The 21,870-nt window shown below is 72.4% G+C and carries 20 protein-coding genes; 9 read left to right on the top strand and 11 right to left on the bottom strand.

Going from position 1 to position 21,870, the window contains the following annotated elements:
- Positions 1-104: 104 nt before the first annotated feature.
- Both ACIPYQ_RS32095 and ACIPYQ_RS32090 read right to left on the bottom strand, forming a co-directional pair.
- Positions 105-1,829, bottom strand: a complete 1,725-nt coding sequence (locus ACIPYQ_RS32095; protein ID WP_401257545.1) for an acyl-CoA dehydrogenase family protein — start codon at positions 1,827-1,829, stop codon at positions 105-107.
- Positions 1,830-1,930: 101 nt separating this feature from the next.
- Positions 1,931-2,539 carry a PadR family transcriptional regulator gene (locus ACIPYQ_RS32090; RefSeq protein WP_401257543.1) on the bottom strand — a complete coding sequence of 203 codons (609 nt, stop codon included), beginning with the start codon at positions 2,537-2,539 and terminating at the stop codon, positions 1,931-1,933.
- A 226-nt stretch (positions 2,540-2,765) separates the two neighbouring features.
- Between ACIPYQ_RS32090 and ACIPYQ_RS32085 the strand changes: the two genes are divergently transcribed.
- A complete protein-coding gene (locus ACIPYQ_RS32085; protein WP_401257541.1) occupies positions 2,766-3,335 on the top strand; it encodes an alpha/beta fold hydrolase in 570 nt (189 codons plus the stop codon).
- Between the two features lie 7 nt (positions 3,336-3,342).
- Here ACIPYQ_RS32085 and ACIPYQ_RS32080 read toward each other — a convergent pair whose 3' ends face one another.
- Complete coding sequence (locus tag ACIPYQ_RS32080) at positions 3,343-3,567, bottom strand: response regulator transcription factor (RefSeq protein ID WP_401257539.1); 225 nt, start codon at positions 3,565-3,567, stop codon at positions 3,343-3,345.
- Between the two features lie 254 nt (positions 3,568-3,821).
- Between ACIPYQ_RS32080 and ACIPYQ_RS32075 the strand changes: the two genes are divergently transcribed.
- Positions 3,822-5,282, top strand: a complete 1,461-nt coding sequence (locus ACIPYQ_RS32075) for an amidase (RefSeq protein ID WP_401257537.1) — start codon at positions 3,822-3,824, stop codon at positions 5,280-5,282.
- Positions 5,283-5,350: 68 nt separating this feature from the next.
- Here ACIPYQ_RS32075 and ACIPYQ_RS32070 read toward each other — a convergent pair whose 3' ends face one another.
- Together ACIPYQ_RS32070 and ACIPYQ_RS32065 are read right to left on the bottom strand one after the other, a co-directional pair.
- Positions 5,351-5,692: a hypothetical protein gene (locus ACIPYQ_RS32070; protein WP_361767409.1), complete on the bottom strand. Its 342-nt coding sequence runs from the start codon at positions 5,690-5,692 to the stop codon at positions 5,351-5,353.
- Between the two features lie 230 nt (positions 5,693-5,922).
- Positions 5,923-7,170 (bottom strand): MFS transporter, encoded by a 1,248-nt coding sequence (locus ACIPYQ_RS32065; protein WP_401257535.1) that lies wholly within the window; start codon positions 7,168-7,170, stop codon positions 5,923-5,925.
- Between the two features lie 222 nt (positions 7,171-7,392).
- Between ACIPYQ_RS32065 and ACIPYQ_RS32060 the strand changes: the two genes are divergently transcribed.
- Together ACIPYQ_RS32060 and ACIPYQ_RS32055 are read left to right on the top strand one after the other, a co-directional pair.
- Complete coding sequence (locus ACIPYQ_RS32060) at positions 7,393-7,767, top strand: CU044_2847 family protein (RefSeq protein WP_401257533.1); 375 nt, start codon at positions 7,393-7,395, stop codon at positions 7,765-7,767.
- 27 nt (positions 7,768-7,794) lie between these two features.
- The gene (locus tag ACIPYQ_RS32055; protein WP_401257531.1) at positions 7,795-8,235 is read left to right on the top strand and encodes a hypothetical protein; all 441 of its coding nucleotides are present in this window, start codon (positions 7,795-7,797) and stop codon (positions 8,233-8,235) included.
- Between the two features lie 82 nt (positions 8,236-8,317).
- Here ACIPYQ_RS32055 and ACIPYQ_RS32050 read toward each other — a convergent pair whose 3' ends face one another.
- A complete protein-coding gene (locus ACIPYQ_RS32050; RefSeq protein WP_401257529.1) occupies positions 8,318-8,542 on the bottom strand; it encodes a hypothetical protein in 225 nt (74 codons plus the stop codon).
- Positions 8,543-8,840: 298 nt separating this feature from the next.
- The gene (locus ACIPYQ_RS32045; protein ID WP_401257527.1) at positions 8,841-10,208 is read right to left on the bottom strand and encodes a HEAT repeat domain-containing protein; all 1,368 of its coding nucleotides are present in this window, start codon (positions 10,206-10,208) and stop codon (positions 8,841-8,843) included.
- Between the two features lie 143 nt (positions 10,209-10,351).
- Here ACIPYQ_RS32045 and ACIPYQ_RS32040 point away from each other — a divergent pair, with 143 nt between their 5' ends.
- The 4 genes from ACIPYQ_RS32040 (at position 10,352) to ACIPYQ_RS32025 (ending at position 16,028) form a co-directional block, all read left to right on the top strand.
- Positions 10,352-13,507: a DUF4132 domain-containing protein gene (locus ACIPYQ_RS32040; protein ID WP_401257525.1), complete on the top strand. Its 3,156-nt coding sequence runs from the start codon at positions 10,352-10,354 to the stop codon at positions 13,505-13,507.
- A gap of 4 nt (positions 13,508-13,511) precedes the next feature.
- On the top strand, positions 13,512-14,540 hold the full coding sequence (locus tag ACIPYQ_RS32035; RefSeq protein ID WP_401257523.1) for an aminoglycoside phosphotransferase family protein: 1,029 nt from the start codon (positions 13,512-13,514) through the stop codon (positions 14,538-14,540).
- A gap of 62 nt (positions 14,541-14,602) precedes the next feature.
- Positions 14,603-15,394 carry a hypothetical protein gene (locus ACIPYQ_RS32030; protein WP_401257522.1) on the top strand — a complete coding sequence of 264 codons (792 nt, stop codon included), beginning with the start codon at positions 14,603-14,605 and terminating at the stop codon, positions 15,392-15,394.
- Positions 15,395-15,419: 25 nt separating this feature from the next.
- Positions 15,420-16,028, top strand: coding sequence for a hypothetical protein (locus ACIPYQ_RS32025; protein ID WP_401257520.1), 609 nt, complete (start codon positions 15,420-15,422; stop codon positions 16,026-16,028).
- Between the two features lie 46 nt (positions 16,029-16,074).
- On the opposite strand, the gene ACIPYQ_RS32020 is transcribed toward ACIPYQ_RS32025, so the two are convergent.
- The 3 genes from ACIPYQ_RS32020 to ACIPYQ_RS32010 form a co-directional block, all read right to left on the bottom strand.
- The gene (locus ACIPYQ_RS32020; protein WP_401257518.1) at positions 16,075-16,422 is read right to left on the bottom strand and encodes a hypothetical protein; all 348 of its coding nucleotides are present in this window, start codon (positions 16,420-16,422) and stop codon (positions 16,075-16,077) included.
- Positions 16,422-17,357, bottom strand: coding sequence for a Mucin-2 (locus ACIPYQ_RS32015; RefSeq protein WP_401257516.1), 936 nt, complete (start codon positions 17,355-17,357; stop codon positions 16,422-16,424). The genes ACIPYQ_RS32020 and ACIPYQ_RS32015 overlap by 1 nt, the downstream gene beginning before the upstream one ends.
- Positions 17,358-17,447: 90 nt before the next feature.
- A complete protein-coding gene (locus ACIPYQ_RS32010; RefSeq protein ID WP_401257514.1) occupies positions 17,448-18,263 on the bottom strand; it encodes a polysaccharide deacetylase family protein in 816 nt (271 codons plus the stop codon).
- A gap of 453 nt (positions 18,264-18,716) precedes the next feature.
- Here ACIPYQ_RS32010 and ACIPYQ_RS32005 point away from each other — a divergent pair, with 453 nt between their 5' ends.
- A complete protein-coding gene (locus ACIPYQ_RS32005) occupies positions 18,717-20,249 on the top strand; it encodes an APC family permease (protein WP_401257512.1) in 1,533 nt (510 codons plus the stop codon).
- On the opposite strand, the gene ACIPYQ_RS32000 is transcribed toward ACIPYQ_RS32005, so the two are convergent.
- Complete coding sequence (locus ACIPYQ_RS32000; RefSeq protein ID WP_401257510.1) at positions 20,215-21,864, bottom strand: PucR family transcriptional regulator; 1,650 nt, start codon at positions 21,862-21,864, stop codon at positions 20,215-20,217. The genes ACIPYQ_RS32005 and ACIPYQ_RS32000 overlap by 35 nt on opposite strands.
- Between the last annotated feature and the right edge of the window lie 6 nt (positions 21,865-21,870).

Raw genomic sequence — 21,870 nt, 5'->3', positions numbered from 1 at the left:
TCACAGGCGTGTGACAGGGCATTCCGATGCACGCCGGACCGGCACATACCCGCAGGTGGTGCAGGGGGCAGCCCCCTCGGCGGTCCGCCGAGGGGGCCGCTCCGCTACGGCGTCATTTCGTACGCGCCGGAGAGGGCCTCGACCCGGGCCCAGACGCGCGCCGAGCGTGCCTCGTCGATGACCGGGCGCCGGATGGAGGCGAGTGCCCAGTTCTGCTGCTCGGCGGTGGTGGAGTCCTTGCCGTGGAGCTCGATGGCGTGCTGCGAGAAGTCGCGCACGAGGACGGAGAACAGCTCGTCGAGTACGGACTCGTCCAGGTCCGTCAGGCGGGCCTGCTCCAGGATGAGCTGTCCGTGGACGACCAGCGCGAAGAGCTGGCCCACGGAGAGGAGGAAGTCGAGGTCGCGGCCCTGCTCCTCGTCGGGGGCGATGGTGGCCGCGAACTCGCACAGGGCGTCGGCCTGCTCGCGGAAGCGCGCGACGTTCGGCACGCCGGCGTAGCCGTCGTAGGCGGGGCGCCAGTCGTGGAAGCGTACGGAACCCAGACCGCGGGCCGGTCCCTGCCGGAACAGGAAGTCGTCGTCGGCGGCGTCGAGACGGGTCGGGACGGGCGCGTACTCGGCCGGGTCCAGCAGGTGGTTGCGCATGAACTTGAGGATCAGTGCGAGGTTGACGTGGACGGTGCCCTCGAGCTTCGGCAGGCCGCGGATCTCGACGGCCGCCTGGGCGAAGTAGTTGTCCTTCTCGAAGCCCTTGGCGGCGATGACGTCCCACATCAGGTCGATGACCTTCTCGCCCTCCGTGGTGACCTTCATCTTGGTCATCGGGTTGAAGAGCAGGTAGCGGCGGTCGTCGGGCCCGGCGGAGCGGAAGTAGTCGACGGCGCGGTCGCTGAACAGCTTCATCCCGACGAGGCGGACGTAGGCGTCGGCCAGCTCGCGGCGCACGTGCGGGAAGGCGGTGACGGGGCGGCCGTAGAGGATCCGGTTGTGCGCGTGCGTCACGGCCTCGTACATCGCGTGCTCGCAGATGCCGATGGAGGCGGTGCAGAGGTTGAACTTGCCGACGTTGACGGTGTTCAGGGCCGCGTCGAAGGCGGCGCGGCCGGTGTGCAGGACGTCGGCGGCGGCCACCGGGTAGTCGGTGAGGCGGAACTCGCTGACGTACTTCGAGGAGTCGACGACGTTCTTCACGAGCTCGTAGGCCGGGTGGCGGCTGTCGGCGGCGAAGAAGACGTAGCCGTCGGGGCCCTCGACGTCCGTGCGGCGGCCGAAGACGGAGACGAGACCGGCAGCGTTGCCGTTGCCGATGTAGTACTTGGAGCCGCTGGCGCGGAAGCCGCCGTCGCCGTCGGGCTCCAGCAGCATGTCGGTGGAGTAGATGTCGGCGCCGTGGGTCTTCTCGGACAGGCCGAAGGCGAACACCTCCCCCTCGGAGAGGAGTTGCGCGGCGCGCTCACGGGCGGCGGCGTTGTCGCTCTGCCAGACCGGGCCGAGGCCGAGGATGGTGACCTGCCACGCGTACCAGTAGTCGAGGCCGTAGAACCCGAAGATCTCGTTGAGGGCCGCGATCCGTGCGGTGTCCCAGCGCTTGTCCGGCTCGTCCTGGCCGGCGGCGGGAGCCGGGGTCAGGAAGGTCGCGAAGAGCCCTTCCTTGGCGGAGAAGGCCAGGAAGTCCGCCAGCCAGGCCCGGGAGCGGTAGTCCTCGATGAGCCGGCGCTTGCCGCGGGCCTCGAACCAGTCGACGGTGGCGCGCAGGAGCCTGCGGGTCTCCGGGTCGAAGTGCGCGGGGTCGTAGGTGTGCGGGTGGAACAGCAGAGGGTCGGACATGGCGATTCACCTTCCGAGGAATGGGAGTCGAAGGCCGCGCGGAGGCGCGGAGGGAGGGATGGGGAGGTGGGGGTGCGGGGCGAGGCGGAGCCGGGTGTGGTTCAGGCGGTCGTGGCCGGCGCGGCGGGCACGGAATGCCCGGTAGGTGCGGTCGGCCCGGGTCTGCCGAGCCGGTGGAGGGTGGCCAGGACGTCGTCGAGCCAGGCGATGGTCATCCGCTCCTGCGCGATTCCGCCGCGCAGCACGACGTGCTGGAGTTCCTGACCGGCGTCCAGCGGCGTGGGGGCATCGGGCCCGGTGAAGTCACGCAGTTCACCGGCGAGATAGCGCGCGAGCCGGTCCCGGTGCGCCTGCTGGTGCCGCTCGACCTCGCGGATCAGGGAGGCCGGGTCGTCGAAGGCCGCGCCGCGGATCTTCACGGCGAGGTCGTGTCGCAGGCTCTCGGGTTCGATCGGCTCGTGCAGCCACCGGGCGAGGGCGGCGCGGCCGGGGCCGGCGGCGGAGTACTCGTTCTTGTCCGGCCGGCCCTGCTGTGGGACGGTGCGGACGGTGAGCATCCCGTCGCTCTCCATGCGCTTGAGGACGCGGTAGATCTGCTGGTGCGTGGCGGTCCAGAAGTAGCCGATGGACCGGTCGAACCGGCGGGCCAGCTCATAGCCGGAGCCCGGCTTCTCCAGCAGGGAGACGAGGATCGCGTGTTCGAGCGCCATGCCGCGATCTTGCTATGCAACTTGTTGCACAGACAAGCGGCGGCAGCCAGGTGAGACGCGGCTCACCCGACGGCATGCGGTGGGCCGGCGGGGCGCGCGAGCGCGTGCGAGGGCGTGTGCCGGGCGGGGTGGTGGCTGCGGCGGCTGCGGTCGTCCTGCTCGTGGCGGGCACGCCGGGGCCGGGCGGAGCCTCTACCTGCACTGCTCGGGTTCAGGGAGCCCCACCGTGGTGCTGCTGTCCGGGCTGCACGAGGCCTCCGACCCGTGGTCGCTGACCGACACCACCCCGCCCGTGCCGAAGGCCGCGGCGGTGCTGCCGGGCGTGGCCGCGTTCACCCGCGTCTGCGCGTACGACCGCCCGGGCACCCTCCGCTACACGCAGCCACCGACGCTCACTACCCGCAGCACGCCCGTACGGGGCACCCGGGAACTGTCCGCCATGGTCCAGGACCTGGACCGGGTGCTGACGGCCGGGCGCGTGCCGGGCCCGTACCTGCTGGTGGGGCACTCCTTCGGTGGGATGCTGGCCCTGCGGTACGCGCAGGAGCATCCGCAGTGGACGCGCGGGCTGGTCCTGGTCGATGCGCTGGGCCCCGCGCTGAAGCCCGCGATGGAGGCGGCCTGGCCCGAGGCCCAGCAGGCGCTGGTGGGCCTGCTGCCGCAGCCCCCCCACCTGCTGGCCACCGCCATCGACCACTACGTCCAGCTGCACGACCCCGATCTCACGATCGCGGCGGTCCGCCTGGTCGCGGACCGGGCCGCGGTTCCTCCGAGCGTGGTCCCCAGCCCGTCGTAGACCGGTGTCAGAGTCCGAGGGTGATGGCCATGCGGGTCATTTCGGCGGTGCTGTTGATGTTGAGCTTGGCGCGGATGCGGCGGAGGTAGGCGTCGACGGTGTGTTTGGAGAGGCCCATGTGGCGGGCGGTCTGGAGGTAGGTGCGTCCTGCGGCGATGTGGCGCAGTGCTTCCTGTTCGCGGGGGGCGAGCACGTTGGCTTCGGCGGTCGGCGCGGTGAGGGTGAGGCTCATGGGATTTCCTCCGACGTTTCGTCTCGGTCATCTCTGCTCGCGTCCTCGGAAGCAGGGGACGCTCTCCGGAATGTCGGTGTTTGTCCCTGATAAAGAGATTGGCCGCGCGACTTCATAGGGCTGTCTGCCGACTGTCACAGGCGTGTGACAGGGCAGGTCGGCGCCTGTCGGGCCGATATCAGCCGCTTGACGTGCACGCGGCAGGGCGCCAGCCTTGCTCGGAGTTACCGGCAGGTAGAGCGGAAGGGGCGGGCATGGACAAGGACGGCGCACGGGGCGGGGAGCAGGGCGGGGAACAGGACAGGGACGACGCGGAGTTGATGTTCCAGTCGGTCGAGCGGCAGGCCGAGCTGGTACGCACCGGCAAGATCACCTCCCGCGCCCTCGTCGAGGCCGCGCTGCGCCGCATCGCCCGGAACGATCCCGCCCTCGGCGCCTTCCGCATCGTCCTCGCCGAGCAGGCCCTCGCCGAGGCCGACGCCCGGGACGCGGCAGGGGCGGACGGCCCCCTCCACGGCGTGCCGATCGCGATCAAGGACGAGCTGGACGTCGCCGGGCAGGTCACCACCTTCGGCGGCGCCGCCAACCGCACCCCTGCGGCCGACGACTCCGAGGCCGTACACCGCCTGCGCGCCGCCGGAGCCGTCGTGATCGGCAAGACGACGATGCCCGAGTTCGGCCAGTGGCCCTTCACCGAATCCGTGGCCCACGGTCACACCCACAACCCCTGGGACACCTCCCGCACCCCCGGCGGCTCCAGCGGCGGCAGCGCCGCCGCCGTCGCGGCCGGGCTGGTCGGGGCCGCGCTCGGCGGCGACGGAGGCGGCTCGATCCGCATCCCCGCGGCCTGCTGCGGGCTCTTCGGGCTCAAGCCCCAGCGGGGCAGGGTCTCCACCGCCCCGAACCCCCACCTCTGGTACGCCCTCGGCACCGTGGGGCCGCTGACCCGCAACGTGCGCGATTCCGCCCTGCTCTACGACGTCCTCGCCGGCACCACCCCCACCGACCGCTGGGCCGCCCGCCCGGCGACCACCAGCTGGGTACGGGCCCTGGAGACCCCGCCCGGCCGGCTCCGCATCGGCTATTCGGCCAAGCCCGCAGTGCCCGGCATACGCCCGCATCCGGCGCACGTCGAGGCCCTGCTGGACACCGTACGGGCGCTGCGCGAGCTGGGTCACGACGTACGGGAGGTCAACCCCCGCTACCCGGACGCGACGGCTCCGTTCGCCGCGCAGTTCTGCGGCGGAGTACGGGCGGAAGCCGCCGCGGTCGAGCGGCCCGACCTGCTGGAGCAGCGCACCCGCAGCACGCTCACACTGGCCCGGATGGTCCCCGAATCCGCTGTGGAGCGCGGTATCCGGGCGGGGGAGCGGCTGGCGCTGCGCGTCGACCGGATGTTCACCACCATGGACCTGCTGCTGACCCCGGTCATCGCCGAGCGCCCGCGCCCGGTGGGCGCACTGGACGGCGCCGGGCTGCTGACGGCGCTGGCACGCTCGCGCCCGATGGTCGCCTACACCGCGCTGTGGAACGTCACCGGGCACCCGGCCGCGTCCGTCCCGGCGGGCCTCGGCTCGGACGGCCTGCCGCTCGCCGTGCAACTGGTCGGCCGCCGCGACGACGAGGTGACCGTGCTCAGGGTGGCCGCGCAGCTGGAGACGGCCAGGCCGTGGGCGGAGCTGCGCCCCGCACTTCCCGCACCCAGCGTCTCGTGATGCTCACGGCCTCGACCCAGCCGGCGGCAGGAGCCGTACTGCTGCCCTCCGGGGTCCGCAGCAGGACCTCAGCCGAGCGGCTGCTCGACCGTGCTGGTGCCGTGACCCTCCTGGGATTCCCACGTCCACGTCTCCTCCAGACGGAGGCGGCCGTCGGGAAGTTCCGTGACGAGCGAGGTGCAGTGCCCGGAAGCGGTCGTCCCGTCGAGGCGGAGCTGGACGTAACGGAAGTCGACGGAGTCGTCCGCCCGGGTGCCGACGAGGTAACCCCTGACCACGTCCCCTCCGCCGTACTCGGCCCAGACCCGGTCGTCCTGCTCGTGGTACTCGAACCGGGTCTGCCGGCCGACCTGGCCGGGTGCCTGGTCGGCCACGGGGACGAAGACGAGGCCGTCGAGCGAGCGCGCCACGGGTGACTCCTGGAGTAGGGCGGTCCGGGGCCGGCCGCGGCCGCCTGGACGGTCCGGGCCGGTCCGGGAGGCGGTGTGCCGGTTCGGCCGGGTGGCCTCGGCGCGACCTTGTCCGTCCGCACAGGTCACCGCGAGGCATGCCCAACGTACCGTACCCATCGGGGCCGTTGACTCCCCGGGCCGCTGCGCCGGCCTGCCACTCGGATGCCGGGGCCGCGCGTTGCGGTGGGTCAGGTGAGGTTGCGGGCCGGCTCCCGCTCGTGCTGCGGCGGGAGGTCGCGCCGGGGGAGCAGGAGCGGGGTCGCCATGAGGAGGAGACCGGCGATCACGAGCGCGGTGCGCGGGCTGGTGACGCCGGCCAGCAGGCCCCACAGAGCGGTCAGCGCGGCGATGGTGGCCTTGCTGGTGACCGACCACGCGGCCAGGGTGCGGGCGACCCGGTCGGCCGGGGTCCGGGCGAGGCGGTAGGTGGCGAACACGGGGTTGAACACGCCCATGCAGGTGATTAGCCCGAGTTCCACGGTCATGACGAGCACGAGCCCGGCGGTGCCGGGGCCGATGAAGGCCAGACCGAGCAGCCAGAACGCCCGCAGCGTTCCGGCCGTCACCATCACCCTGTGCTGCCCGTAGCGCGCCACGACCCTGGGGGACAGCCGTGAGCCGATCAGGCCGCCGACGCAGGGCACGGCGAAGGCGAGGCCGTACTGCCAGGGCGTGAACCCGAGGTCGCGGACCATGAGGACGACGAGCAGCGGCGAGGCCGCCATGATCAGGCCGTTGACCAGGACCGTGTTGGCGAAGAGCGGGCGCAGCGCGGAGTCGGCCAGGATGTACCGCCACCCCGCGGCCAGGTCGCCGACTCGCAGCCGTGGCCGGGCTGCGGCGGGCGCGGGACGCACCTCCTGTCCGCCGATCGCGCGGATCCCCACGGCGGAGAGGAGGTAGCTCACCGCGTTGGCCACCACGGTCATCACCGGGCCGATCAGGACGATCGCCGCCCCGCCGAGTGGCGGGCCGAGCATGGTGGCGGTCCAGGTCGTGGACTCGAACCGCCCGTTCGCGACGAGCAGGTCCTCGGGCCGGACGAGTGCCTTCAGAGCAGCGCCACTGGCCGCCGTGAAGGCGATGTCGGCTGCGCCGACGACGACCGACACGAGCAGGAGCTGGGCGAAGCAGAGCCGGCCGAGCGCGAACGCCACCGGCACGCTCATCCACGCCGCGAACCGGACCAGGTCCATGGCGATCATCACCGGCCGCTTGCGGCGGAACTCCACCCACGGGCCGAGCGGCACCGCCACCACCGCGCCGATGGCCAGCCCCGAGGCCGCCAGGACCGACACCTCGGTCGCCCCGGCCTGCAGGACGAGGATCGCGATCAAGGCGAACGCGTCGAACGCGAGCCACGTGCCGAGAGTGCTGACCGAGTACGCCGCCCAGAGCCACCCGAACTGCCGGCCCAGCGACCGCCTCGCCACCATGATCGGCGCAGCCCCGCTCTCCCGTACGAACCCCAACGCGTTGACCGGCGAAATCAAAGCGACCGGAACACCGGGAGTCAAACGACCGACCGGCAGGCGGACCGAAACGAGCCAGACGCCCGCCACCCGGCCGGTGTGCATCGCGCCTCGCGATGGGCACAATGGTCGGTGAGGTCGACAACGCTCTGATGAAGGCTGGTCGTCCGCGGCGGGGGAGAGTCGATGGAACGTCGGATCCAGCGGATCGAACTGCCGGGCGGGGAGACCGTACTGGCCCGCGTCAGCGTGATGCACCCCGAGGACCTGCCCCACGGATCGGACGAGTCCGCCTACGAGGACGTGGGCGCGCTCGACCATCTCGCCGCCCGCGTGGACCAGTTGAACGAACTGGTCAGCGGCATCGGGGCTGCCGTCCTCGCATCCGCGCGCGCCGCCCGCCCCGACGAGGTCAGTGCCACCTTCGGGATCGAGCTGGTGGTGAAGCCGGGCAAGGCCGTGGCCCTGCTCGCGGACGGCGAGGCGAAGGCCGCGATCTCGGTCACCCTCACCTGGCGCCCCCGAGAAGGGGAAGCCGCGGTGTCTCCGGACAGCGCGTAAGGTGAGGTCAAGAGGGTGGGGTGGGTTATGGGAAGGGTCGAGGGGCTCTGGCAGGCCGGGGAAATGCCGCTGTGTGACGGTCTGTACCGGTCGGACGACACCGGCCTGGAGTTGCATGTTGACGGCCCGGGGGCGTACCACCCGGATGCCGGGCAGCCGATTCCCTTTCGCATCGGAGGGCCGTTCGACGTGGCCCAGTCCCTTGAGGGGCACAACTTCGATGGGGTGAACACCTACTTCGAGAGCCCGCTGCCGGACGGATCAGGGTGGATGTCCGGCGGGGGTGGCGGGATGGGCAACATCGGTTACCTCGCCCGTCTCAACGCCGACTCATCGTTGCGGTGGGTCGCCGTCATGTTTGCTTCCAACCCATTCGTCGGCGTGCACTACGAGGGCATGCGTGCCACCTTCACCAACGACTGGGGCAACCTGCTGGTCCTCGACCTCATGACCCCTGCTCTTGGCTGACCCACCCGCGGGCCCACCATGGCCCCTCGGGAACGTGGCGCTGTGCAGCCCTCGTTGGGGCCGCACAGCGTTCCCTCGTTCGTCAGCAGTCGTGGCCGTGCCCACCGCCTCGGTAGTCGTGATCGTCGTCGTGCCAGCCGTGGTGGCCCCGGTCGTGGTCCCAGCCGCCGCCACCGGTCACGTACGTGGTGGAGTGGGTCGGGGTTGCCGCGGAGGCCGTTCCGGCGGCTCCGAGGGCGGCGCCGCCGGCCATCAGAACGCCGATGGCGGACACCGCGAAGAGCCGCTTCACTCTCAGTGCTTGCATGGTTCAGAACCCTTCTTGTTGCTGTGGCACGAAGATTTCTCTTCCTCCTCACACAAGAGACGCACGCGCTGTACCTGTGGTCATACACATGTGATGTGATGAGTGCGTATTCCCCGTCAACGCGGCCTCGTCGGGCCGCGGACCTTCTGGGCCGGTGCGCACATTCGCACGCCGCGCGTGCTGGCGCACACTGCAGGCAAAGGGTGTGTTTCCCGCAGTTGCCACAGTTACCTACGGATGATACTAGTCACCGACCCGCCACTCGGCATCTCGGGTTGAGCGGCGGGCGGCGGAACCCTCACACGGGCAGCGCCCCGGCAGGGTGACCGTGTTCCCGGCCGCACGCGGTGAGCGCGAGGACCCCGTGCCCCGAGACCCCGGTGTCCGCCCCCAGCGCACCGGGATCGACCGACAGCCGCGCCGCGATGTCGTTGGCGTAGAGGGTGTCGGGGATCCCGAGCTCCAGTTTCAGACGGTGAAAGTGCTCCGTGAAAGCAGCGGTGTCCGACGGATCCACGCCGTCGAAGGCGTCCTCGGGAAAGCCGTCCTCGTGCGGCAGCAGGTAGCCGGACTCGCACGCGTGCGACGGGCCCTCGTCACCGTTCTCCTCCGCGTCGAAGGCGTCGTAGTGGCGCACCACCGCGCCGGCCTCCGCGATGCACCAGGCGGTCCAGCCGTCACCGCAGCTCATGCCGTACCAGTGCGCGGCTCCGAACCTGCGGCTGAGGTCGATGCACCGTGCGCGTACGACCTCCGCCAGGAACTCTTCGCCGTCTTCCGCGGGATCGATGCGGTGGTGGTCCTGGGAGGTGTCACCGAAGACCAGTGTCCAGCCGTCCAGTACGGGGCTGACGAAGACCCGTGCACAGGTACGGTGCGGATTCCGGTTCCAGCTGTGATGGTCCTGGTTCCAGGCCGCCTCCCCCGTGCGGAGCGTCACCGGTTCGGGGTCGCCCAGGTCGAACGCCTCGAGTACCGCGTCCTGGTCGTCGGTCGGGACCGCGTACCAGGACCCGCACAGATGCATGCCGTGAGGGGTCTCGCTCAGCCGCTTGATCCGCGCCAGTCGGCGCCACGCCTCCAGGTCCCCGCCATCGAGCGCGGCCGGCCCTCCGATGTCAGCGAGCGCCTCCAGAGCGCCCGAGCGGATCCCGGTCCCGGTCGCCGGCTCCCGCCGTACGCGCCGTAGCGCGGGAACGGCTCCGGCGCCGATCGCCGTGAACGCCCAGACGGCCCGCTGCCGGACCTCGGGTTCCGGGTCTCCCAACAGCGGAACCAGCCGGTCGACGAACCGCACCGCGCCGGCGCCCCGGCTTTGGAAGGCGCAGAGGGCGTTGGTCCGGACCCGGGGGTGCGCATGGCTCAGCAGTGGTTCGTAGACCTCCGGGTCCTCCACTTCCAGCCGTCCGAGCGCCCACGCCGTTCTTCTCGCCACCTCGGGCGAGTCCGCGGCCGCGGCCGCGTCCGCCAGGGGCCCGAGGGCGGGCGCGCCGATCCTGCACAGCACGTCCGCCGACACGGTCCAGTCGACGGGCGACCGCTCATCGCAGAGCAGCTCCAACACGGCCCCGACGACCGGGGCCCCCTGCGCCACGAGAGCATCCCGGGCCGACTTGGTGTCGGCCCAGGAACCGGAGAGTGCCTCGGCCGGCATGCGTATGTCCATGGCGCGCACCCTAACCGGGCACACCGACAAGGCGGTCGCCCCAGGTGGCCCGGTCCGGGGGAGCGCTGTCAGAGGGTGCCAGTAGGTTGTAATGGCCTGCTCGGGGAAGTGGCGGGCGCCGATGCACCACGGGGGTATGCGCGATGAGTTCGACCACTGCATGGAGGGCTGCCGGGGAGTACGAGCTGACACTCGATCCCTGGGCCGGGCCGAAGCCCGTGCTCCGCTGCCGCACTGCGGCCGGGCGGGAGCTGAAGAAGGTGCCGGCCGCGCTCAAGACGGAGCCGTTGGTACGGGAGTTGACCGCGCTGGCGGAATGGATCGGCGACCATGCCGCCCAGGCGCGGACGAGCGTCGAGCGATGGATGACGCAATCCCTGCCGGTGCCGGCCGTGTTGATACGGCAAGTGTGGCCCGACCCTTACTGGCAGCGCGCTCTGCGGTACGCGGTGATCGCGCCGTACGACGGGCCGGCGGGCGAGCCGGAGGTGCGGTACGCCGGGGTGCTCACGGGCATCGCGCCGGGCCCGGGCGGCGGTGCGCTGGTGGTGACGGGCCTCGACGGGGAACGCGAGCTGGACGACCCCGTGGTCGTGATTCCGCATCCGGTGCTCCTCGACCCGCGCGGCACCGGACTGCTCGAGCGCTGGCGGAAGCTGCTGGATCCGCTGGGCGGGGAGCAGGGCATCGAGCAGCTGCACCGCGAGGTGTACGCACGGCCGGACTGCTCGCCGGCGCCGGGACCGGATGCGCGGAGCACACGGGAGGGGATCGCCGTCTTCCACGGCGCCTCGTACGAGTCCGGTGCGCGCTTCGAGGGCATGGTGGGGCGGTTCGGCGGACGGATCGGCGGGGAGCGTGCCGGCTTCACCTTCGGGCACCAGGGGCGTGCGTACGGAGTGGTGGCCGACCTGCGGTACCAGGGACCCGTGGCGCCGGTGAGCCTGCACGACTTCTGGTTCACCGACGTCCTGGGGCGGCAAGGGGCGGGCAGCTACGACGTGGTGCCCCGGACCGTCTGGTCCGAGGGGATCAGAGCGATGGTGACCCTCTACGACGGGCGGGAGGCCGATACGGGGCGGGGGCGTTTCTCCGGGACCATGCCGGCCGACGGGGCCTCCGGGTACCAGTCCTTTCTCGTCGCGTGTGCGGAGTACGCCGCGGCAGGCGCACCGGAAGCCGAACCGCCCCGGGCGCGGCAGCCCGCCGACGCACGTCGGCTGCTCCATGCGGGCGCGGTGCTGGCGGGCGACCCTTCAGGCCCGGACGAGGAGCTGCTGACCGCGCGCCGCTACGTATCGCCGCTGCTGGAAGGCGACGGGCATTTCGTACGGCTGGTGGTGGCACGCGTCGTCGAGGCGCAGGACGCGGTGGCGCGGGCGCTGGGCCTGGAGCCGGAGGCGGACGAGCCCGCGCCGGTCGGCAGGACGCCGGTACGGCCCCTGGACTTCCTGTCCCGGGTCTGCCGGGTGCACCCGGACCTGGCACGGCAGGCGATGGGGCTGCTCGCCCCGCTGCGCACGTGCGCCAAGACGGCCGAGACGAAGCCGGGCCGGGCCGCGACCCAGCTCCAGACGAGCCTGAAGAAGCTGACCGCACCTCACCCCGAGCTCCTCCCGTTCGCCTTGGACGAGGGCGCGCGCATCGTGGCGGCGGCGGGCAGCGTGGCGATGGCCAAGCCGCTCTACGCCGAGGCACGGGCTGCGCAGCTGCGGCTCGGCGGCATCGACGAGGATGCTCTGCGGGAGCTCGTCTCGGAGTTCCGCGCGCTCGGCGTCGTCGACGTGAAGCTGCTCAGGCGGTACCGGGACGACCTGGCCGCACGCTCGTCGGCGGGCGAGGCGTACGAGAGCCACCGCCGGCTCGTCCTCGAGTCGTGCCGCAGGGAGAGCGCGGGCTCCAGGTCCTTCGTCCGGGACGGGGTCACCTACCACCGGCAGCGCGACATCCCCGCAGCCTTCGCGGTGGAGCTGCCGGAGGGGAACGGCGGCCCGCTGGCCGCCGACGACACCAACACCGAGATCTTCCGCCTCCTGCTGCGGGGCGGCGCACTGGAGACGGCGGTCGCGTCCGTGTGGGAGGCATGGGCGGCGCCTCTGGCGCGGGCCCTGGCGGAAGACCCCGACACGGCAGTACACCTGAGGACCCATCTGCCGGAGCCCCGGGGCTCCTCGGCCGTCGCGAAGACCGCGGCCGCCGAGGCCTGGTTCGCCCTGATGACACGCCTCGGCGTGCTGGAGCGGCTCACCGGAGGGGCGGAGCCCGTCTCCACCGAGTCGGCGCAGGCCGCCAACGCCTGGCTGACGCTCTTCCTGCGCCGGTACGCGGGACTACGCCTGCCCGTCGCCGGCCTGGAGCCGGTGATGGCGTCGATCGCGGCACGGATGCGCGAGGCGGGCGAGACCCGTGAGCCCTTGCTCGCGCTGCAGAGCAGATCACTGGGGGGCGACTTCTGGGGCGTCGGTGTCGATCTCGACCTGCTCGTCCTGATGCAGCGGGTGGGAATGCCACTCGGCGACCCGGCGGGCGACCAGCGCGTCTTCGCCCTGCAGTGGATACAGCGCCGGGGGACCGACGGTGTCGAGTCCGTACTGGCCGGCCCCGCTTTCAGGCACCCGATCCGCGTCGAACTGACCGGCACCGTACGGGGGAGCCTCGGCTACACCGTCACACGGCACTGCCTGACGCCGTTCCCGAAGGTGACGAAGCGGGTGGCCGCGCTGGAACCGCTGAGGGAGCTGATGACCGGCATCCTCGACGAACGTGCACGGCGGGTGCGGGAGGGTGGCGCCGACACCCTGTTCGCCCTCCAGGACCTGCTGCTCCATGTCGAGCCCTTCGTCGTCGCCGGGGCGGCGAAGCACTTCGACGCGTACGTACGGGAGGCACTGGCCGTCGAACCGGCCGCACTGCTGGCCGACACCCTGCGGGCCCACTGCCTCGCCCATGAGCACGACGGCCACGGCCACGCCGACGGCGACGGCGCCGGGACGGACGCGTGCGCACTGCGGGAGGTGACCCTCGACCACGCGCGGAAACTGCTGGAGTCGACGGACGCGGCCACACGGCACCGCCACGCGCAGGTGTTCACCGTGGAACCGGCCACCCGCAAGAGCCGGTACCTCGCCTTCGCCCCGGGATCCGCCTTCGCGCAGGATCTGCTGCCCGGGATCGAGGAGACGCTGCCGCAGATCACGGACGCCTCCTGCAGATCGCAGGCGCTCGGGCTCGTGCAGGGCGTGCTGTGGTGCGAGACGTGGCAGGAGACGCTGCGTCGGTTCGTGCGCGTGGGAGGATGAGCTGATGGGGACACAACTGCCGTTCGGAGACGAGTTACGTGCCGAGCTGGGAGAGCCCGAGGGCTCTCTGAGGCTGAGCAGCAGCCCTCGCTCGCGCGTCTGGCGCGTCGAGTTGCCGGCGTCGACCGTGGTGGTGAAGCAGCTCGTCGACGGTCCTGACGCCGACGAGCGGTACGCACGTGAGGTGGCCGCCCTGCGGCTCGCCGCCCGGGCCGGAACGCCCGTGGTGCCGGCGTTGCTGGCCACGGATCCCGGCGAGCGGGTCCTGGTGCTGGAGCACCTGGAACACCAACGCCCGGCCGGCGACTGGATCGTCGACTACGCGGCCGCGCTGGCACGGCTGCATGCCACGGCCCGCCCGGATGACGTGGGGGTACTTCCCAGGTGGCAGGGCCCGAACCAGGCCGATGTCGAGTCCTTCCTGCGGCTGGCCGGTGCTCTGGAGGTTCCGGTCACGCCTGCCGTGTCCGGCGAACTCGACGACCTCGTCGCCAGGCTCGACCGGGCACCCGGACACGCCCTCCTCCACGGAGACCCCTGCCCCGGCAACGACCTCCACACGGCCAAGGGGATCCGGTTCATCGACTTCGAGCAGGCCGCACTGGGCAGCGGCTTGATGGAGCTCGCCTACCTGCGCATCGGCTTTCCGACCTGCTGGTGCGTCACTTCGGCGTCCGAGCCGCTGCTGGAACGGGCGGAGGGCGCGTACCGCGAGGAGTGGCGCACCGCGACCGGCTCGGATGTTCAAGGGGGGCTCGCCGACGCGTGTGCGGGCTGGCTGATCCGCGGCGACGCGCTCGTACAGCGGGCACACCGCGAAGGCACGGATCACCTGGCCCGGATTCCCCACCAAGACTGGACGTGGGGCACCGCGACCGCCCGGCAACGACTCGTCCACCGGCTCGGAGTCGTCGGCCGGATGACGGCCGACGACACCTCCCTCCGCGGTCTGAGCAGCCTCAGCACCGCCATGCGCGCACGCATGCTCGCCCGTTGGCCCACACTTCAGCCCGTTCCGGCCGCGCGGCCTTGAAGGAGGCCCGGGACCGCTGGGCAGGCGGGCGGGGCACCGGCGGCGGGTGAGATCCTGAGCGGATGCACGAAACACTCGCCGCCGTGGCGGCCGCCCGGTGGCCGCGGGCCGCCTCCGAGGAAACCGACTGGCTGCGGGAACTGGCCGACGACGACGGACTCACCGGGTTCATGCCGCCGGCGCTGCCCGACGCGGTCTGGGTCCTCCACTCCATGCACCAGCACGAAGTCGGGCCGACCGGCATGTCGTGCTTCGCGTACCAACGGGCCGTGCTGATGGGCGGCGGGCCCGAGATCATCCCGGGTCTCGACCCCGCGGAGGTGCTCACCGGCACGAAGGGCGAGCACCCCGGAGCACGGTGGCGCCGGCTGCGCTGGGCGGAGCTCTCACGGCGGACCGGCGATTCTGTGCTGCCCGAGGACCAGTGGCCCGGCCCCTACACCTGCTTCCCTTCGCTCAGAGAGGCGGGCGGCTGGCCGGTCGGCATCTCGGCACCGTCCGAGGGCAGCCTGGACCGAGCCGACTGGAACCGGCTCGTCGAGATCCTCGCCGCACACAGCCCGCAAGGGCCGGACACCCGCTGCCTGGCCTACTACACCCCGTTGGGGCAAGGGGCCGAGGACTTCGACAACCTGCACGTCCGGGCCGGCCGGCTCGGGGACGCCAAGGTGCTGTACGACCACCCCGAGGAAGACGGGTGGAGCCCGTCGAACTTCTGGGCCCACGACCGGTCCTGGGTCCTCTGCACGGACTACGACCTGTGGGCCACCAGGGTGGCGGGCCCCGCGCCGCTCGTCGAGGCCCTGCTCAACGACACGGAGATCGAGGCCGTACGGCTGCCCGAAGCCCACTGAACCGGGCGCTGGATATGCTCCCGATATGAAGATCATCATCACAAGTGTCGTGGTCGGGACGGGTTTCGGTGCGGCGACCTCGCTCGTCAACGCCCTCTCTTCCCCCTACTCGGAGCTCGGAGCTCCGATCGTGGGAACCGTCTGGGCGGGCGCCTCCAAGGTCCTCAGCCTGTTGATGGACGCCGGCTGGTCATGGGCCGCGCTCGCGGTGGCGACGGGCTGGCTGGCGAGGACGTGGGCCCGCGGCGCGCTGGCAGGCGCTACGGCGCTGATCGCGGCCACGGCGGCGTACTACGTGATGGACGCCTTTGCCCGCCAGGAGCCGCTGGCAGGGTACGAGTCGGATCTGGTCGTGTGGTGGACGGCAAGTGTGCTGTTCGGCTCGGTCCTTGGCGTGGTGGGCGCATCCGTCAGGCGTCCGGGGCCCGTCGGTCTGCTGGCCGCGTTGACGGTGCCGGTCGGCGCGGCCCTGCAGATGGTCTTGATGCCGCCGCGTCCGCACATGACCACGACCCCGGCCATCATCCTGGCCGAGGTCCTGGTCTGGACGGCCGCCGCGATCGGTGCCGGCTGGGCCGTCCACCGGTTTCGGACGGCGGGGCATGCGGTCGGCGAAGGGACGAGGCGCCCGTGAGCGCCTGCCGCCTCGGAGCGTGAGCTCCTGCCGGGGCGGTCGGTCGTCATGCGGGTACGCCGGCCTCGTCCATGACCAGGGCCATTTCGCCCGGGGGAAGGGCCGGATTGGCACCCGCGCTGTAGGCCAGTTCGGGCACGGCGATGGCCTCCATGAGCCGGGGGAGCGGCAGGCGCGGGTCGCAGGTCGCCGCTTGGCGCGTCCAGTCGTGCGGATCGTGGCTGAGCCGCTCGATCAGATCGGGGCCGGCGGCGGGGTCGCGGACCGCCAGCAGCCGGTACTTCCCGTCCGGATGGTCCGCGAAGCGGGCGGCAAGCCCCTCACTGGGGAAGCGGGGGTGCCCGGTCGCCATCCACGCGGAGAACGTCCCGCCGAGCCGGGCGTACACGCTCATCAGAACCTCCTCCGGGGTGTCGGATGGGCCGAGGTCGCGGCCCGGTGCAGCACGTCCTGATCGCCGATGCCGGCCGCCACCCAGTCCATGTCACCCCGGTCGTACGGGTCCACCGTGAAGTCGATCGCCGAGCGTCGAGCTTCGGTCGGTTCGGGCCGGAGCGAGACGGCGAGCCGCACCTCGTCGTCGGGGTCGACGGCCAGACGGTCCACGAGGTCGGCCGGCAGGGACGGATTGCCGGCGGGTTCGACCAGGTGAACGCCCTCGGCGAGGAACCGCTCGGCGTCCGTGCGGTCGAGGAGCCCACGGCGGACCACCTCGGGCAGGGCGTCGGCGGGGTCGCGGAGCAACGCCGTAGTGAGCCGAGCGTCCTGAGGGCACGCGTACAGCGCGGCCGACCGCCGCACCCCGGGGTCGGGGTCGTCGAGCAGCGTGGCACGCCCGTCCGTCGTCAGTTCGTCCCAGACCCGCAGGGCGGTACGCCGAGCGGCCGGATCGTGATGGCGCACCAGGGAGGCGAGGAAGGAGGGCGCCACGTGGCGCGAGCGCAACAGCGCGCTCCGTACGGACGGTTCGGGGTCCACGAGGAGACGGCCGCACACCGCGTCCGGCAGCGGACGGACCTTCGTCCGGGGATCGTGGGTCGACTCGGGCCCGCCGGCGACGGCGGCCCGTACCAGGGGCGAGGGATCGTCCGCGAGCCGGGCCCGCTGCTCGGGAGCCGCCTGGCCGCTCGTCGCGAGCCCGGCCCGCGGGTACGGCAGGGGGTGAGCGAGGACGGCCGCCACGGCCGACTCGGGCAGCCCCGGCCGGTGCAGGGCCTGGAAGGGCGGACCGCCCCCGCCGTCGAAGGCGATCAGGCGCAGCAGCAGCGGTGTGGGAAGGGCCGGGTTGGCGGCGACCCCGTAGAGCGCGGAGGAGCGGAACGCGACCATGTCCCGGCTCTCCGGGCCGGACCGCCCCCGCACATGATCACCGGGCGCCCCACGCCCCGTAGCGGGGGTGGGGCCGTCGTCGCCCGGGGGCTACGGGGTGGTGCGGGCCGGGAAGGAGAAGGTGTAGCCGTGCGCGGTGAGCCAGGGCAGGTACTCCTTGAGCGCCGCGACGGTCTCGCTGCGGTCGCCGCCCCCGTCGTGGAAGAGGACGGTCGGCTGCTGGGGGAGCTTGTCCTCGACGGCGGAGATGATGGCCGGCAGGCCCGGCTTGCTCCAGTCCTTGGGGTCCACGCTCCAGCCCAGCGGCCGCATCCCGCTGGCCGCGGCTATCGCCCGGCTGTCGGGGGTGAAGGCTCCGCCCGGCGCACGGTAGTAGCCGACGGGAACACCCGGTACGGCCTTCTCGATCATGGCCTTGGCGTCGAGTATCTGCTGCTGCTGGTAGGCCACGGGCTTGTGGTCCATCGTCACGTCGTGGTCGACGGAGTGGTTGCACAGCCGGTGCCCGTCGGCGGCGACGGAGCGGGCCAGGTCCGGGTACTTCTGCACCTTCGTCCCGATCATGCAGAAGGTGGCCTTGACGTGGTTCTCCCGCAGCACCTTGAGGACCTGGGGCGTCCAGCGGGGGTCCGGGCCGTCGTCGATGGTGATCGCCACGTCACGGCCCGCGCCCTGTGCCAGCCGGGAGATCCCCAGCGGGACCCCGGATCCGGCGGCGCCCTGGGCGGATTCCGGGCCTCCGGCAGACGCGGAGTGCCCGGCGGGGGTCGTGACCGGGGACCGGCCCGCCGAGCCGTCCGGGGAGGCGAAGGCAGGGGTGCCGGCTGCCGCCAGGAGGCCGAGGACGGCCGCCGCCGCGGCGGATCCCGCCCGCCGACGACGTGCGGAACTGGTGGTGATGCCCATGGACGCGCTCTTCCTTTGCGCTCAGCCCCCCGGATCTCGCGTTGCCGATCCAGGCTAGGTCATGCGTCCAGGCCCGTTCCTCGTCCGATCGGCCCCATCGACGGCCCCGGCCGCAGACGTGACCGTGCCGGGGCGGGCATCCGCGGTCGACGGCGTCCCGTCCCGTGTGAGCAGTGTCACCGGCCACCGGGGCCGCCGGTCGCTGCCCCGGCCAGACGCGGGCGGGGCCGCCGGCCGGCTCCCGGGGGGCAGGGCGAACCTCGCGAGCCGGTTCCCCGCGGTCCCGGAGTCCCGCAGTCCCGCAGATCCGGGTGCCGGCCGTGTCTATGGCCGATCGGCCAATGCCGCCCCCCGAGCACAGGAGACTGATCCGTTGGCCTGATCCTTTCGGGCCTACAGGATCCGTGCAGCGCCCCGATGCCCGGGCGCACGGATCCCTGAGGAGCACGGACTGTGCCGACGTTCACGAGAGCGCTCACGCGCCGCAAACCACTTGACCAGCTGGTGCGAGAGGCCGAGGAGGAGGGTGCGCACGGCGGGCTGCGGCGCACCATGGGACTGGGCCAGCTGACCATGCTCGGCATCAGCTCGGTCGTGGGCACCGGGATCTTCTTCGTCCTGGGGTCGGCCGTGCCCAAGGCGGGGCCCGCCGTGGTGCTGGCCTTCGCGCTGGCGGCCGTAGTCGCGGGCCTGGGAGCCCTGTGCTACGCGGAACTGGCGGGCGCGGTCCCGGTGGCCGGCAGCACCTACTCCTACGCGTACGCCTCGCTGGGCGAGGGCGCCGCGTACCTGGTCGCCTGGTGCCTGATCCTGGAGTACGGCGTGGCCGTGGCCACCGTCGCCGTGAGCTGGGGCCAGTACCTCAACGAGGTCACCGACGCCCTCTTCGGTTTCACGCTCCCCGACGTGATCAGCCAGCCGCCGGGAGCGGGCGGTGTGGTGAATCTGCCGGCGCTGGCCGTGGTGCTGCTGTGCTCGCTGCTCCTGGTCCGCGGCACGCGGGAGTCGGCCATCGTCAACGCGGTGATGGTCTGCGTCAAGATCGGCGTCCTGGTGCTGTTCGTCGCCGTCGCCCTGACGGCCTTCGACAGCGGGCGGTTCAGCGACTTCGCCCCGCACGGCATGGCCGGGGTGACGCTCGCCGCGTCCGGGGTCTTCTTCTCGTTCATCGGATTCGACACGGTCTCCACCGCCGGTGAAGAGGTCCGCGATCCCCGCCGCACCGTGCCACTGGCGATCCTCCTCACGCTGCTCGCGGTCACGGCCCTCTACGGGGCGGTCGCCCTGGCGGGCGTCGGCGCCCAGGACGCGGCGCGCTTCGGCGAGCAGGCCGATGCCGGTGAGGCCGTCCTGGCCGAAATCCTCCGCACGGTCACGGGCACCGGATGGCCGGCCCTGGTGCTGTCCGCCGGAGCCGTCGTGTCGATCTTCAGCGTGGTGCTCGTGACGCTCTTCGGACAGACCCGCATCCTGTTCTCGATGGCCCGTGACGGACTCGTTCCCGAGGTCTTCTCCCGTGTCGACCGCAAGCGGCACACCCCGGCCCGCAACACCTGGATCGTCGGGGTGGGCGTGGGGCTGCTGGCCGCCTTCGTGCCGCTCCAGCAACTGGCCGACCTGACCAGCCTCGGCACACTGATGGCGTTCGTCGCCGTCGCCGCGGCCGTGGCCGTCCTGCGGCGCACGGACCCGGACGCGCCGCGCCCCTTCCGACTGCCGCTGCACCCGCTCGTCCCGGTGCTCGCGGCCGTGTCCTGCCTGTACCTGGCCTGGCTGTTGCCCGGGCTGACCTGGAGCCTGTTCGGCATGTGGCTGCTGCTGGCCGCCGGGCTCTACCTCGGGTTCGGCCGACGCCACTCCCGGCTGGAACGGACCGGCCGGGAGCCCGGAGCCGTGCTGCCCGGGGCCCGGGCGGCCGAGGCGCGGCCGGCCGGAGCCACCACGGCCGAGGTCACGGCACCCGAACCCCCGGGGCCGATCGCCTGAGCTCCAGCCAGACGGCCAGTCGCACATCGGGATCGTCGAGATCGAGCGCGAACAGCTCGCGTGCACGACGCAGCCGGTGCCGGAGCGTGTTGGGGTGCACCCGCAGCCGGTTCGCGGCCGTGGCGATGTCGCCCAGCTCGTCCAGCCAGGCCGTGATCGAGGCCCCGTAGCTGGTGCCCTGCTCGGAGTCGTGGGCGACGAGCTCGTCGATCCCGGACAGCCGGAGCCACGGGTTGCGCTGCAGCTCGTCCCCGATCCGGTCGAGCAGGATCCGGTGGCGGACCTCCTCGACCGTCGTCGCCGGCGCTCCGGCCGGCGCGTCCACCGTGGCCCGCAGGATCGCCTCGGTCTCCCTGCGCAAGGAGACCGAGGCGGCCGCGTCCCGGCACGGCCGGCTCAGAGCGGCCCGCATCCCGGGCGACACCGCACGCCGCAGCGCGGCGAGCGCGCCCTCGGCGAACCGCCTGCCGTCCCCTTCCTCCGTCGAGTACGGCAGCAGTACGAACACCACCCCGCCCGACGCCGCGACGGTGACGTCCGGGCGGTGCGCCGCAGCATGCCTGGCCAGCTCGGACTCCGCATGCTCCAGCACGGTGGCCAGGGCCGCGGTCGAGACCGGGAACGACTCCCCGCCCGCCGCCGTCCCGGGCGGCGCGAAAGCAAGCAACCGGAAGGGGATCCCCGTACGGATCCCGAGGAGCGAGCAGGCCTCCTCCGGCACCGACCCCGAGTCCAGCAGCGTCAGGAAGGTCTCCCGGCGCAGCCGCCGTTCGGCCTCCGGCAGGTTCAGCAGCCGCAGCAGGTGAGGGGCGACGAGCTGCGCGGTCTCGGAGAGGGCCGCCACGCCCTCCTCGGAGATGCCTTCCTCGGGTTCGATCACCCACAACGTGCCCAGGGGCACCGTGCCGGCCCGCACCGCGACGGCCGCCCGCGGCAGCTCCGCGCCCATCGCCGGGAACCGCACCACTGTCTGGGAGGCCAGCACGCGCTGGTACTGCCGCCGCTGCAAGGGCAGATCCGGCAGGTCCTCGATACGGCGCCGGAGGATGCCGCGTTCGCGAGGCGCGTCGATGCGGACGCCCGGGACGCTCGAGTACGCGATCACGCGCCGCGCCAGGTCCTCCACCACGGCCGCACCCCCCACCACCGACGCCAGATGGTCGGTGAGGGCGTACAGCTCGCCCCCCACGGGCACGGCCCCGAGCACGGTCGACGTGCCGGCACCGGTGAGCGCGCAGCTCAGCACGGCGTCGATGTTCCGCCACGGCAGGTCGTCCTCGGCGGCCAGCACGGCGACTCCGTGCCGCTCGGCCGCGCCGACGAACGGCCCCATGTCCTGTCCCCGGCGCTTGATCACGGCGACGGTGCAGCCCCGGGCGGCCGCCTGGGCCGGCAGCGCGAGCGCGCGCGGATCCGACGGATCGACGCCGACCAGCAGCAGGAGGCCGCCGGGGGACTCCGCGATCCGGTCCCCGGCGTCGTAGATGACCGTGCCCCGCACGGGCACGCCCAGGCCGGCCGGGGCGGTGAGCACACGGATGCCCGCGGGCCCGGCGCCGTCCAGCACGTCGCCCAGGGTGGCGGACCCGTCCAAGGTGATTGTGAGATCGGACAAGGGAGG

This window comes from Streptomyces sp. NPDC090045 (genome assembly GCF_044747975.1).
In the GTDB taxonomy this organism is placed as follows: Bacteria; Actinomycetota; Actinomycetes; order Streptomycetales; family Streptomycetaceae; genus Streptomyces.
Note: the sequence above shows the minus strand (reverse complement) of the source record. Positions and strands in the feature narration are given on the sequence as shown.

Bases quoted from the DNA above. Each gene is read 5' to 3' on its own strand.
- ACIPYQ_RS32095 (WP_401257545.1), bottom strand. From the start codon at position 1,829: ATGTCCGACCCTCTGCTGTTCCACCCGCACACCTACGACCCCGCGCAC.
- ACIPYQ_RS32090 (WP_401257543.1), bottom strand. From the start codon at position 2,539: ATGGCGCTCGAACACGCGATCCTCGTCTCCCTGCTGGAGAAGCCGGGC.
- ACIPYQ_RS32080 (WP_401257539.1), bottom strand. From the start codon at position 3,567: ATGAGCCTCACCCTCACCGCGCCGACCGCCGAAGCCAACGTGCTCGCC.
- ACIPYQ_RS32075 (WP_401257537.1), top strand. From the start codon at position 3,822: ATGGACAAGGACGGCGCACGGGGCGGGGAGCAGGGCGGGGAACAGGAC.
- ACIPYQ_RS32065 (WP_401257535.1), bottom strand. From the start codon at position 7,170: ATGGTGGCGAGGCGGTCGCTGGGCCGGCAGTTCGGGTGGCTCTGGGCG.
- ACIPYQ_RS32060 (WP_401257533.1), top strand. From the start codon at position 7,393: ATGGAACGTCGGATCCAGCGGATCGAACTGCCGGGCGGGGAGACCGTA.
- ACIPYQ_RS32055 (WP_401257531.1), top strand. From the start codon at position 7,795: ATGGGAAGGGTCGAGGGGCTCTGGCAGGCCGGGGAAATGCCGCTGTGT.
- ACIPYQ_RS32050 (WP_401257529.1), bottom strand. From the start codon at position 8,542: ATGCAAGCACTGAGAGTGAAGCGGCTCTTCGCGGTGTCCGCCATCGGC.
- ACIPYQ_RS32045 (WP_401257527.1), bottom strand. From the start codon at position 10,208: ATGGACATACGCATGCCGGCCGAGGCACTCTCCGGTTCCTGGGCCGAC.
- ACIPYQ_RS32040 (WP_401257525.1), top strand. From the start codon at position 10,352: ATGAGTTCGACCACTGCATGGAGGGCTGCCGGGGAGTACGAGCTGACA.
- ACIPYQ_RS32035 (WP_401257523.1), top strand. From the start codon at position 13,512: ATGGGGACACAACTGCCGTTCGGAGACGAGTTACGTGCCGAGCTGGGA.
- ACIPYQ_RS32030 (WP_401257522.1), top strand. From the start codon at position 14,603: ATGCACGAAACACTCGCCGCCGTGGCGGCCGCCCGGTGGCCGCGGGCC.
- ACIPYQ_RS32025 (WP_401257520.1), top strand. From the start codon at position 15,420: ATGAAGATCATCATCACAAGTGTCGTGGTCGGGACGGGTTTCGGTGCG.
- ACIPYQ_RS32020 (WP_401257518.1), bottom strand. From the start codon at position 16,422: ATGAGCGTGTACGCCCGGCTCGGCGGGACGTTCTCCGCGTGGATGGCG.
- ACIPYQ_RS32015 (WP_401257516.1), bottom strand. From the start codon at position 17,357: ATGGTCGCGTTCCGCTCCTCCGCGCTCTACGGGGTCGCCGCCAACCCG.
- ACIPYQ_RS32010 (WP_401257514.1), bottom strand. From the start codon at position 18,263: ATGGGCATCACCACCAGTTCCGCACGTCGTCGGCGGGCGGGATCCGCC.